The sequence below is a fragment of the Streptomyces sioyaensis genome (assembly GCF_004122735.1).
GTDB classification, from domain to species: domain Bacteria; phylum Actinomycetota; class Actinomycetes; order Streptomycetales; family Streptomycetaceae; genus Streptomyces; species Streptomyces sioyaensis.
This window is the reverse complement of record NZ_SDIF01000041.1, coordinates 13,002-24,721: the sequence shown is the minus strand read 5'-3', so window position 1 is coordinate 24,721 and position 11,720 is coordinate 13,002. Positions and strand designations below refer to the sequence as shown.

The window sequence follows — 11,720 nt, the reverse complement described above, 5'->3', positions numbered from 1 at the left end:
GTCTCGACGGAGGGTGGTGGTCGGGAGACGGGTGGGCGAATAGTTCAGGGTACCGGCGGCCGTACCCCCTGGATCAAATCGGTTCGGGCCCACTGTCGGCCCGCTCACACCGCCCCGGCTCTTGTTGACAACCGTTTCCACTTTTGTTGAAAATGAGTGTCATGAACATACGCCGTCATATCATCACTGCGGCCCTCGCCGGGGCCTCGGTGCTCGGCCTGCTGGCCCTCTCCGCCTGCTCCCCCGCGAGCGGTGCGCGCACCGAGGACGGCAAGCTGCGCGTGACGGCGTCCTTCTATCCCATGGAATTCCTCGCCCAGCAGATCGGCGGGAAGCACGTCGAGGTGACCGACCTCACCAAGCCGGGCGTCGAGCCGCACGACCTGGAGCTCACCCCGAAGCAGACCGGCCAGCTCGGCGAGTCCGGCGCGATCGTCTACCTCAAGGGCCTGCAGCCGGCCGTGGACGCCGCCGTCGCCCAGTCCGGCGCCAAGCACGTCGCCGACGCCGCCGCCCTCACCTCGCTGGAGAAGCACGGCACCGAGGTCGACGGCCACCACCACACCACCGGCGACAACCACTCCCACTCCGAGTCCGAGGGCGGCAAGGACCCGCACATCTGGCTCGACCCCGTGAAGTACGCCGAGGTCGCCAAGGGCGTCAACAAGACCCTCGCCCAGGCCGACCCGGCCCACAAGGCCGACTTCCAGAAGAACACCGACGTACTGGTGAAGAAGCTGGACGGCCTGAACAAGGAATTCCGGGACGGGCTGAAGAAGCGCTCCTCGGACACCTTCCTGACCACCCACGCAGCCTTCGGCTACCTCGCCGAGCGCTACGGCCTGACCGAGGAGTCCATCAGCGGCCTCGACCCGGAGGCCGAGCCCAGCGCCCACCGCATCAGGGACCTGCACACCCTCGCCGCGGAGCACCACGTCTCCACCGTCTTCTTCGAGACGATCGCCAACCCGGCCACCGCCAAGGCCCTGGCCGGCGATCTCCATCTGAAGACCGATGTCCTCGACCCGCTTGAGGGGATCACCGGCAAGAGCCGCGGCCGGGACTACTTCGGTGTGCAGCGGGCCAACCTCGCCGCGCTCCAGAAGGCGCTGGGCAGCAAGTGACGCACCCCGTACCGCACGCGACGGAGGTCACCATGAACCATCCGCTCCCCGAACCGGTCATCGACCTGCGCCGGGCCACCGCCTCGCTGGGCGCCCGGCCCGTACTGCGCGGCGTCGATCTCACCGTCCGCACGGGCGAGGTCGTCGCGCTGCTCGGCGCCAACGGCTCCGGCAAGTCCACCGCCGTCCGGTCCGTGATCGGCCAGGTTCCGCTCACCGGCGGCGAGCTGGCCCTCTTCGGCACCGAGTTCCGGCGCTTCCGCGACTGGGCCCGGGTCGGCTATGTCCCGCAGCGCACCACCGCGGCCGGCGGGGTGCCCGCCACCGTCCGCGAGGTCGTCACGGCCGGCCGGCTGGCCCGTACGAAGCTGGGCATCCTGCGCAAGGCCGACCGGGCCGCGGTGCACCGCGCCCTGGAGCTGGTGGGCATGGCGGACCGCGCCAAGGACTCCGTCAACGCGCTCTCCGGCGGCCAGCACCAGCGGGTGCTGATCGCCCGGGCGCTGGCCGGCGAACCGGAACTGCTGATCATGGACGAGCCGATGGCCGGCGTCGACCTGGCCAGCCAGGAGGTGCTCGCCGCCGCACTGCGCGAGCAGGTCGGCCGCGGCAGCACGGTCCTGCTGGTACTGCACGAGCTGGGTCCGCTGGAGCCGCTGATCGACCGCGCGGTGGTGCTGCGCGACGGCTGCGTGGTCCACGACGGCCCGCCGCCCGAGGCCGTGGGCCAGCACGCGCTGCCCGGCCATGACCATGTCCACCCGCACGCCGACGCGGCCGCGGAACCGATCCGGACGGGGCTGCTGAGCTGATGGAGATCCTCGACTACGCCTTCATGCAGCGGGCGTTGATCGCCGCCCTGATCGTCGGCATCACCGCCCCCGCCATCGGCATCTACCTCGTCCAGCGCCGCCAGGCCCTGATGGGCGACGGCATCGGCCATGTCGCGCTCACCGGCGTCGGCCTGGGCTTTCTGCTCAACACCAGCCCGGTGTGGGTCGCCACCGCCGTCGCCGTCGCCGGTTCCGTCGTCATGGAGCTGATCCGCTGGTACGGCAGGACCCGCGGCGACCTCGCACTGGCCATGCTGTTCTACGGCGGCATGGCGGGCGGTGTGATGCTGATGAATCTCTCCGACGCGGGCTCCAACGCCAACCTCGGGACGTACCTCTTCGGCTCGATCACCACCGTCTCGCCGCAGGACATGACGACGATCTACGTACTGGCCGCCCTGGTACTGGCGATCACGGTCGGGCTGCGCCGCCAGCTGTTCGCCGTCTGCCAGGACGAGGAGTTCGCCCGGGTGACCGGCCTGCCGGTGCGGCTGCTCAACCTGCTGGTCGCGGTCACCGCCGCGGTCACCGTCACCGTCGCCATGCGCGTGGTCGGCCTGCTGCTGGTCAGCGCGCTGATGGTGATCCCGGTCGCGGCCGCCCAGCAGATCAGCCGCAGCTTCGCGGTCACCTTCGCCACGGCCGTCGCCATCGGGGTCGCGGTCACCGTCACGGGCACCACCACCTCGTACTACGTCGATGTGCCGTCCGGCGCGACGATCGTGCTGTTCGCCATCGGGCTGTTCGTGGTCTTCACCGCGCTCGCCGCGCCGCTCGCGAAAAAGCGCGCAAGGGATGCCGCACAGGCCTCCCGCGGGTGCACCCTGGAGGTACCCGGCAGCCGCGGCGCCACGGACGATGTGAGCGTGGCCGGATGAGTTCGGCAAGGAGGCGTCGGCGGGCGCAGACAGATGTGCGTGTAAGCGTCCCCCCAGGGGGCCGGTCATCACCTGGCACAATGGCAGGACGCACGTGCAGGGGGAAGTCCTGACGTCCTAGGGAGGCAACGGTGGCGACGAGCGCGGGATCTCCGGTACGCGGCCGGTCGACGCGGCAGCGGACCGCGGTGTCGGCCGCACTCGACGAGGTCGACGAGTTCCGCAGCGCACAGGAGCTGCACGACATGCTCAAGCACCGTGGCGACTCGGTGGGGCTCACCACCGTCTACCGCACGCTGCAGTCGCTCGCCGACGCCGGTGAGGTCGATGTGCTGCGCACCAGCGACGGCGAGGCCGTCTACCGCCGGTGCAGCACCGACGATCACCACCACCATCTGGTGTGCCGGAGCTGCGGCAAGGCCGTCGAGGTCGAGGGCCCCGCGGTGGAGAAGTGGGCCGACCAGATCGCCGCGGAGCACGGCTTCCGGGACGTCGCGCACACCATCGAGATCTTCGGGACCTGCGGGGAGTGCGCGGAGGCGTCCGGCGACAAGCAGTAGACGACCCGGACCCGCAGAAGCCCAGGGGCCGACCCCCTGGAGCCGATGACCAGCCGATCGAGCCGCTTCCTTACGGAGGCGGCCCGTTCGGTGTTCCGGTGCGCAGGCGGCTCTCTCGATGTCTCGGTGCGGAGGCCCGGTCGGTGTCTCGGACGTCCGGCGGGCGGCCGCGCCCGGTTCCGTGAGCTGCCCGGCCGGCTCCGCCCACCACTCGTGGCACCCGTCCCGACCTGCACGGCAATGCCGCCCCGGCCTGCCGGGTGAGGCCGCCTGGGCCGCCCGCTCCGGCTTCCGTTTCACCCCGCGCGAGAAAAGCTGTCAGGTACACGCTGGTGGTATTCTCGGCGAGCCATCAGCGCGGCTGTACGCGCACACCACGGGGGGTAGGAATGGGCGTTCTCGGCGAGCTCTGGGACGACGGCACGAAGCTGGTCGGCGATGTGGTCGAGGTCGGCAAGGACGTCTTGATGGCGCCGGCCGAAATCGCGCACTGGGCGCTGACCCAGATGTTCGGCGGCGGCGAGGCGGATCTGCAGAAGATTTCGGCCGAGCTGAAGGCGCTGAGCAAGGAGCTGGACGTCCTCACCAAGGACATCAACTCCACCCTCGGAAAGCTCTCCTGGCACGGCCCGGCCTCCGACGCCTTCGTCGCCGTCGCGCACAGCCGCGTCAAGGAGATGAACCAGATCTCCGACGATCTGACCACGCTGGGCGAGTCGGTCGACCGGCTCTCCAAGGTCTACTGACGGACCGTCACTCTCTTACGGGCCCGGCCCTGCCGGAGCCCGCATTCACAGGGCTCACCTTCACGGAGCCGGCGCCCCCGGAACACCCGGGCCCGGCATGCCGGATTCTTCGCGGTTCACCACCACATCACGGGGGTTGTTCGGATGGCAGGCGACACATTCGGTGTCGAGATGGCGGAGCTCGCCAAGATCGAGAAGGACTGGCACTCGGTCAGCCGGCGCATGGCGGAGCTCAACCAGCACCTGGGGGAGATCAAGGAGACGCTGATCACCGCGGCCTCGATCGACCTCGCCGCGGCACCGCTCGCGTCACTCCCCGGCTTCGGGATCGCCTACCAGGTGCTCGCGGACGTGAAGGAGATCGCCGAGGTCAGCAAGCGCCTTGAGGAGAGCAAGAAGAAGCTGCTCGGGGAGCTGGCGGGGGACGCCGAGAAGATCAAGAAGGTCAAGGCCGAGTACGAGGCCAACGAGAAGAAGATCGAAGACGCGCTGAAGAAGATCAAGGACCGCACGCGGCACGACTCCCCCGCCTCGCCCGGCCACACCGGCGGCGGAGGAGGCGGGAACGGCGGTGGCGGCGGAGGCGGCGCAGGCGGTGGCGCTGGCACAGGCGGTGGCGGCGGCAGCACCGGCGGCGGCGCCGGCGGCCCGGCCCCCGCCCAGGGCCACGGCGACGGCAAGTGGGACACCAAGGGCGACTGGGACGCCTGGTCGCCGGGCAAGCACCACACCACCACCGGCGCGGGCGTCGAGACGGCCCCCGACACCTCCGGGCTGCCCGGCGAGCGCAAGGACATCATCGACCGCGCCCTGGAGCGGGTGAACCACCGCATCGGCTACAGCCAGTCGGCCACCACCAACGGCTACCGCGACGACTGCTCGGGCTTCGTCTCCGCCGCCTGGGGCCTGGAGCCGCCGGGCCTGAACACCTACGGCCTGATGGGCAACGACACCGCCCACGTGATCACCAAGGACGATCTCCAGCCGGGCGACGCGCTGATCGCCGGCGACCACACCGTCCTCTTCGGCGGCTGGGCCGACAAGGAGCACACGAAGTACATCGCCCTGGAGGACAACGGCTCCCAGGGCACCGTCTCCCACGTCATCCCGTACCCGTACTACTCGGGCGACGCCGCCCACGAGAGGTCGATCGGCAAGCCGTACGTCCCCTACCGCCGCAACGGCCTCTGACCCGCACGGATTCCGCTCCGGGCGGCGGCCGGCCCGCACGGCCCCCGGCCCGTACGGCGTCCGTCCCGCACGGCCTCCGATCCGCACACGAGAGAGAACGCCTGTATGTTCACCCGCCGACTGCTCACCGCGGCCGTCCTTGCCGCGTCGCTGGCCACGCTCACGTCCTGCAAGGGCGAGGACCCGGCCGCTTCCTCCCGGGCGAGCGCGCCCTCCGCCCCGTCACCGGAGTCCACCCCGGCCGACGCGCCGAGCGACAAGCCGTCCCCCACGGCCTCCGCCGCCGGGCAGAAGGACCTGCCGATCGACCCGGAACCGTCGTCCGACTGCACCCCGGCCAAGCTGGCCAACGGGCACCGGATGGTGCAGGTCACCCGGGCGCCGGCCGGGGACCGACTGTCCGTCAAGGAGGCGCAGTTCGCCTGCGACCCCAACGGCGGCGGATACGCGGGAACGGGCAAGGCCGGCCGGTACCGGCTGGCCGCGGGAGCCACGGCCGAGCTGACCACGAGCGCGACCGGCCACCGCACGGTGTCCCTCGCCACGCTCTCCGGGCACCTCACCGCCTGCCTGAAGCACGACCAGGTCAAGCCGCCGCTCGCCTGCTCGGGAGACATCTACGAGCTCACCCTGAACGGCTCCGGCGCCGTCTCGCACCTCCGCGAGATCTGGCACTCCTGACGGGTACGGCTACGGGAAAGGGGGCCGGTGGCGTTCGCCCGAACACCACCGGCCCCCTTCTCATGAGCCTCACGAGCCTCATGGGCCCGTTACCCGCCGTCCTTACGTCGCGGACTCGCCCTCCACCACCGGCGCCGCCCCGAACCGGCGGTCCCGCTTCGCGTACTCCAGGCACGCCTCCCACAGGTTCCGCCGGTCGAAGTCCGGCCACAGGATGTCCTGGAAGACCATCTCGGCGTAAGCGCTCTGCCAGATCAGATAGTTCGAGGTCCGCTGCTCGCCCGACGGCCGCACGAAGAGGTCCACATCCGGCATGTCCGGGTAGTACATGTACTTCGCGACGGTCTTCTCATTGACCTTCGACGGGTCCAGCTTTCCGGCCCGTACATCCGCCGCGATGGCGGCCGCCGCATCCGCGATCTCCGCACGCCCGCCGTAATTCACGCAGAAATACAGCGTCATCGCGTCATTGTTCTTGGTCTGCTCCTGGGCGATCTGGAGCTCCTGCACCACGGACTTCCACAGCTTCGGCATCCGCCCGACCCATCGGATACGAATACCCAGCGCGTCCATCTCGTCACGGCGCCGGCGGATCACATCGCGGTTGAAGTTCATCAGGAAGCGGACCTCCTCGGGCGACCGCTTCCAGTTCTCCGTCGAGAAGGCGTAGAGCGAAAGATTCTTCACGCCCATTTCGATGCAGCCCTTGAGGACGTCCAGGACGACGCCCTCGCCGACCTTGTGACCCTCGGTGCGCGGCAGCCCGCGCTCCTTGGCCCACCGGCCGTTGCCGTCCATGACGACCGCGACATGGTTCGGGACGAGCTCACCGGGGATCTTCGGCGGCCGCGCACCGGAAGGGTGCGGCTCCGGCGTCACGTACTCACGTCGATTACGGCCCAGAATCCCGCGTCGTGCCATGCGGCCCACGTCTCCTATGTGTCTTGTGCGGTCGAGCTGTCTTGAGGGGGTCGGGTGTTCGGGGTGTCTTGAGGGGGTCGGGGGGTGTCGCTTGCGTTATTTCTCTACGTACCGGAGGGAACGCAGGCCCCGCTCCAGATGCCAGTGCAAATACGCCGTGACCAGTCCGCTGCCCTCGCGGGCATGGCGGGCCTCACAGGCGTCCGCAGTCTCCCAGTCGCCGGTCAGCAGCGCGCTCAGGAGCGCAATGGCTTCAGAGGAGGGTACGACGCTCCCCGCCACCCGGCAGTCACCGCAGGTCACACCGCCCGACGCAACCGAGAAGAACCGGTTCGGACCGGGCATTCCGCACCGCGCACAGCTGTCGAAACTCGGCGCATAACCGTTCACCGCGAGCGAGCGCAGCAGGAAGGCGTCCAGCACCAGATGCGGCTCGTGCTCCCCGCGGGCCAGCGTCCGCAGCCCGCCGACCAGCAGCAGATACTGCTGCACGGCGGGCTCGCCCTCGTGATCGGTGAACCGCTCCGCGGTCTCCAGCATCGCGGTACCGGCGGTGTAGCGGGCGTAGTCGGTGACGATCCCGCCGCCGTACGCCGCGATCGTCTCGCTCTGCGTGCACAGCGGCAGCCCGCGCCCGATCAGCTCGCTGCCGCGCGCATAAAACTGCACGTCGACGTGCGAAAACGGCTCCAGCCGCGCCCCGAACTTCGACTTCGTCCGCCGCACCCCCCGGGCCACGGCACGAACCCGTCCGTGGCCTCGGGTGAGCAGCGTGATGATCCGGTCCGCCTCGCCCAGCTTCTGGGTGCGCAGCACGATGCCGTCGTCGCGGAACAGACTCATGGCGTCATTCTCGCGCATCGGCGGGACCGGGTGACCCTCAGCCCGTCCTCAGACCCGGTCGCCCCGGGAGGGCTCGGCCAGCGCGGCGGTGAGCTTGCGGGCGACGTCCATCGAGCATCGCCCCAGCTCAACGAGTGGCGGCAGATAGCGGTGGGCGATCGACACGGGGTCCGGACGCAGCGACGGGAGGACCACCCCCGCACGGGCCAGCGCCTCCCGCAATTCCGTCGTCACGTCTTCCACTTCCTTGAACTGCTGCTGCATGAGCATCCGCACTTTCCGTGAGGGGTTTCACTGTTCGCAGTCAGAGAGTGACGCTACGGAACTAGGCTGGGCAAGGGGGCCGACACTGCAACGGGCGCGCAGAGAAAGGACGAATGCCATGGCCAACGCATCACGTCAGGCCGCGTGGGAATTCTGGGGCACGGAACTCAAGCGGCGACGGGAGGACGCGGGCTTAACCCAGGAGGCACTTGGGGGGATGGTCTTCGTGTCCGGCGGCTACATCGGCCAGTTCGAGCAGGCGATCCGGAAGCCGCAGCTGGATGTGGCGATCCGGATCGATGGCGTCCTGCAATCCGATGGCTTTTTCGAGCGGATGTGGCGAAAGCTGATCAACGCATCCAACTTCACGGACTACTTTGCAGCCGCCGCGGAGCTGGAAGCCCTCGCGATCAAGATCTGCGAATTCGACTCCGTGCTGGTGCCGGGCTTGCTACAGACGGCGGCGTACATCCGCGCAGTGATGCTGGCGGACAACCCCTTCGTTGCCGACGACGAGCTGGACGGATGGATTGCCGCACGACTGGAACGAGCCAAAGTCCTGAAGGGCCCTGCGAATCCCACCTACTGGGCGATCATCCACGAGCATGCGCTGCGAACACCGGTCGGCGGAGCGGCCTGCATGGCCGAGCAGTTGGACCACGTCGCAGCCCTCGCGCACAGCCGCCGGGTGCTGATCCAGGTGATTCCCTACGCGCAAGGCGCTCATGCAGGCATGTCCAAGTCCATGAGGCTCATGGACTTCGAGGACGCACCGCCAACCCTCTATACGGAGGGGATGTTTTGGGGCCAACTAGTTGACGAACCCACCACGGTGAAGCGGGCACAGGCAACTTACGATCTCATCAGGGCCGCCGCATTGTCGCCGGAGGCATCCCTAGCTCTGATCGAGTCGGCGGCAGAGAGCTACAGGAACTCATGAGCCGATACGACCTGGCCACCGCCCAGTGGCGCAAGAGCAGCTACAGCAGTGGTCAGCCGGACAACTGCCTTGAGGTCTCCGACACCCACCCCGGCGTAGTCCCCGTCCGCGACAGCAAGTCCCCCCAAGGCCCCGCCCTGGTCTTCCCGGCCGCCGGGTGGAGCGCCTTCGTCGACGCCGTCAAAGGCGGGCAACTCGGGGACGCCTGACCGTCTTTCACCGGGTACACACAACAGGCACACAAAGGCCCCGCCATCGCCCTGGATGACGGGGCCACATCACGTTATGGTCCGGGTCAACATGGGCGGAAGGCGACCTTCCGCGCTTCTCAGTCCCCCACGGGAAGCGCCCCTCACAGCACGTCAGCTCCCCGGTAGCATCCGGTGATGATCGGCAACACGACGCCCGTGCAGGCCGGCCGACCCCGTCAGTACCCCACTTGAGGATCTCGATGACATCCATACCGGAGGCGCTGTTGTGGTGCCTCAGCGCAGGTACGGCCGCCGCCGTGGTCCTGGCGGCGCTCTCGATCCGAGCGCGCGGACAGCGCGCGGACCTGAGATCACGCCTCACCGCCGCTGAGGAACAGAACAGCGCCACGCTCCACAGCAATACGGAGCTGACGGCCCGGCTGCGCGCCACCGAGGCCGAGATCCGGCACCTGGCCGAGACCCGGCTCCCCGATCTGACGACGGCGCTGGCGCACCCGCATGTGCCCGTACCGGGGCTGCTGGACACCCGGTTCGCCGGGACGGACGCCGACCGGGCGCTGAGCGCCGTACTGGAGCAGGTCAGCGACGCCATCACCAAGGAGCGGGCGCGGGTCGACGCCGCGGCGCAGTCCACGCTGCGCGGGGCGACCACCACCATCCAGGCGCTGCTCTACCGGCTCCAGACGGCGCTCCAGGAGATGCAGCACCGCTACGACGACCCGGACGTCGCCCAGGACCTGCTGAACGCGGACTTCCTCAACGAGCAGGCGCTGCGGCGCGTGCAGGCCACCGGCGTCGTGTGCGGTGCCTGGCCGGGGCTGACCCGCGAGGACTCCTACCTCGCCGAGCTGGTCGTCGGCGCCACCTCCCGGCTGCGCGGCTACGACCGCGTACAGGTCAGCAACCAGCTGCGCGACCCGGTCGCCGTCGTCGCGCGGGCCGTCGAGCCGGTCGCGATCGTCGTCACCGAGCTGCTGGCGAACGCGCTGCACCACTCGCACCGTGAACTTCCGGTCACCATCACCCTTCAGCAGGGCAACCGCGGTGCGTCGGTCCTCGTCGACGACTACGGCGTCGGCATGCACGACGACGAGATCAAGGCCGCGATGGAGCTGCTGGCGGGCGACGAGGACGTGCTGCTGACCCAGCTCGGCGACCCGCCGCGGTCCGGCTTCGCCGCCGCCGGCCAGCTGGTGCGCCAGTACGGCTTCGGCGTGCATGTCGAGCCGTCGCCGTACGGTGGCGTGCGCGCGGTCGTGTACATCCCGGGCGACCCGCTCCTGACCGTCCTCGACGAGAGCGCCCAGCCCATGTCGGTGATGGCTCCGATGCCGCACCGTCCGGGGGTGCCGGACCGGTCCGCGTCCGTGCTGCCGACCGGCACCGCGTCGCCGGCCGCCGCCGCGCCCGCCCCGTCCGCCGCCGCCGCACCGGCGGCTCAGGCTCCCGCTCCGGCTTCTGCTCCGGCTCCGGCTCCGCAGCGGGACGACCGGCCCGAGGCCGCGCCGCCCGTCCAGAAGGAGGGCGAACTCCCGCGCCGGCGCCGCCGTAAGCCCGTATCCGAGAGCGAGGAGAGCGCCGAGCGCACCGCCTCGCCGCCCCTGCGCTCCCCGGAGGAGACCGGGTCCCGCTGGGCCGCACTCCAGCGCGGCACCGAATCCGGCCGGGCAGCCGTCCAGTCAGAACCCCCTCGCAGTCCCGAAGGGAACGCTCAATCATGAACAGCCCCACCCGCCGCCGTGTCGCCGAGGACAAGTCCTGGGTGCTCACGCCCCTCCTGGAGTTGCCGCATGTTATTCACGCGGCCGTCATTTCCGGTGACGGCTTCATCGAGGGCTCCTCGCCGGGGCTGAAGCGGGACTCCGCCGAGGGTGTCGCCGCCATGATGTCCGCGCTCCAGGGCGCGGGACGTGCCGTCACCGCGGCGTTCGCCGAGAAGGACGACACCAGGCTGCGGCAGACGGTCATCGAGTCCGATGAAGGTTTCGTCTTTGCGATACCGGCCGGCGAGAACACCTGCCTGGCCGTCTTCGCCGGCCCGGAGGTGAACATGGGCGTCGTCGCACACCAGATGCAGATCCAGGTCACCACGCTGGGCAACAAGGTCATGAACAGCCCGGCCCGGGACCTCGGTAACCCGGCATGACGCCCCGCCAGAGCAGCGGCAGGCGCCTCGTACCGGCCTATCTGGCGACCGGCGGACGCGCCCGGCCGAGCCGCAACACCCTCGACCGGCTGACCCTGCTGCACGGCGTGGGGATGCCGATCACGAGTGAGGTACGCCCGGAGGAGCAGCGCATCCTGGAGCTGCTCCAGCCCGGGGCGCTGTCTCTGGCCGAGGTCGCCGCCCATCTCCACCTCCCCGTGAGCGTGGTGAAGGTGCTGGTGGCCGATCTCGTCGACGCCGGGCGGCTGCACGCCCGGCCCCCCATTCCCGAAGCCGAGCAATTCGACCGACAGATCCTGGAGAGGGTTCTCGATGGACTCCGCTCTCTCAAGTGCTAGCGCCGACACGGCCGCGGGCACC

General features: G+C 69.7%; 15 protein-coding genes. 12 read left to right on the top strand and 3 right to left on the bottom strand.

Annotated features, from left to right (window positions below):
• Positions 1 to 161: 161 nt before the first annotated feature.
• The 7 genes from EST54_RS16455 (at position 162) to EST54_RS16425 (ending at position 6,013) form a co-directional block, all read left to right on the top strand.
• Positions 162 to 1,124 carry a metal ABC transporter substrate-binding protein gene (locus EST54_RS16455; protein WP_129248385.1) on the top strand — a complete coding sequence of 321 codons (963 nt, stop codon included), beginning with the start codon at positions 162 to 164 and terminating at the stop codon, positions 1,122 to 1,124.
• Positions 1,125 to 1,156: 32 nt separating this feature from the next.
• Positions 1,157 to 1,936 carry a metal ABC transporter ATP-binding protein gene (locus EST54_RS16450; protein WP_129248384.1) on the top strand — a complete coding sequence of 260 codons (780 nt, stop codon included), beginning with the start codon at positions 1,157 to 1,159 and terminating at the stop codon, positions 1,934 to 1,936.
• On the top strand, positions 1,936 to 2,835 hold the full coding sequence (locus EST54_RS16445) for a metal ABC transporter permease (protein WP_129248383.1): 900 nt from the start codon (positions 1,936 to 1,938) through the stop codon (positions 2,833 to 2,835). The genes EST54_RS16450 and EST54_RS16445 overlap by 1 nt, the downstream gene beginning before the upstream one ends.
• Positions 2,836 to 2,966: 131 nt before the next feature.
• Positions 2,967 to 3,395 carry a Fur family transcriptional regulator gene (locus tag EST54_RS16440; RefSeq protein ID WP_129248382.1) on the top strand — a complete coding sequence of 143 codons (429 nt, stop codon included), beginning with the start codon at positions 2,967 to 2,969 and terminating at the stop codon, positions 3,393 to 3,395.
• A 389-nt stretch (positions 3,396 to 3,784) separates the two neighbouring features.
• Entirely contained in the window at positions 3,785 to 4,141 is a 357-nt protein-coding gene (locus EST54_RS16435) for a WXG100 family type VII secretion target (protein ID WP_129248381.1), read from the top strand.
• A gap of 144 nt (positions 4,142 to 4,285) precedes the next feature.
• Positions 4,286 to 5,332, top strand: coding sequence for an NlpC/P60 family protein (locus tag EST54_RS35030; protein ID WP_203525293.1), 1,047 nt, complete (start codon positions 4,286 to 4,288; stop codon positions 5,330 to 5,332).
• 105 nt (positions 5,333 to 5,437) lie between these two features.
• A complete protein-coding gene (locus EST54_RS16425) occupies positions 5,438 to 6,013 on the top strand; it encodes a hypothetical protein (protein ID WP_129248380.1) in 576 nt (191 codons plus the stop codon).
• Between the two features lie 102 nt (positions 6,014 to 6,115).
• Here EST54_RS16425 and EST54_RS16420 read toward each other — a convergent pair whose 3' ends face one another.
• The 3 genes from EST54_RS16420 to EST54_RS16410 form a co-directional block, all read right to left on the bottom strand.
• Positions 6,116 to 6,934, bottom strand: a complete 819-nt coding sequence (locus EST54_RS16420; RefSeq protein WP_129248379.1) for an isoprenyl transferase — start codon at positions 6,932 to 6,934, stop codon at positions 6,116 to 6,118.
• Between the two features lie 96 nt (positions 6,935 to 7,030).
• Complete coding sequence (gene recO / locus EST54_RS16415) at positions 7,031 to 7,777, bottom strand: DNA repair protein RecO (RefSeq protein ID WP_093488665.1); 747 nt, start codon at positions 7,775 to 7,777, stop codon at positions 7,031 to 7,033.
• 48 nt (positions 7,778 to 7,825) lie between these two features.
• The gene (locus EST54_RS16410) at positions 7,826 to 8,047 is read right to left on the bottom strand and encodes a hypothetical protein (RefSeq protein ID WP_129248378.1); all 222 of its coding nucleotides are present in this window, start codon (positions 8,045 to 8,047) and stop codon (positions 7,826 to 7,828) included.
• 112 nt (positions 8,048 to 8,159) lie between these two features.
• Here EST54_RS16410 and EST54_RS16405 point away from each other — a divergent pair, with 112 nt between their 5' ends.
• The 5 genes from EST54_RS16405 (at position 8,160) to EST54_RS16385 (ending at position 11,698) form a co-directional block, all read left to right on the top strand.
• Entirely contained in the window at positions 8,160 to 8,981 is an 822-nt protein-coding gene (locus tag EST54_RS16405) for a helix-turn-helix domain-containing protein (RefSeq protein WP_129248377.1), read from the top strand.
• Entirely contained in the window at positions 8,978 to 9,190 is a 213-nt protein-coding gene (locus tag EST54_RS16400) for a DUF397 domain-containing protein (RefSeq protein ID WP_129248376.1), read from the top strand. The genes EST54_RS16405 and EST54_RS16400 overlap by 4 nt, the downstream gene beginning before the upstream one ends.
• Positions 9,191 to 9,432: 242 nt before the next feature.
• A complete protein-coding gene (locus EST54_RS16395) occupies positions 9,433 to 10,914 on the top strand; it encodes an ATP-binding protein (RefSeq protein ID WP_129248375.1) in 1,482 nt (493 codons plus the stop codon).
• Entirely contained in the window at positions 10,911 to 11,339 is a 429-nt protein-coding gene (locus EST54_RS16390; RefSeq protein ID WP_129248374.1) for a roadblock/LC7 domain-containing protein, read from the top strand. The genes EST54_RS16395 and EST54_RS16390 overlap by 4 nt, the downstream gene beginning before the upstream one ends.
• The gene (locus tag EST54_RS16385) at positions 11,336 to 11,698 is read left to right on the top strand and encodes a DUF742 domain-containing protein (RefSeq protein ID WP_006605714.1); all 363 of its coding nucleotides are present in this window, start codon (positions 11,336 to 11,338) and stop codon (positions 11,696 to 11,698) included. The genes EST54_RS16390 and EST54_RS16385 overlap by 4 nt, the downstream gene beginning before the upstream one ends.
• The last annotated feature ends 22 nt before the right edge of the window (positions 11,699 to 11,720 follow it).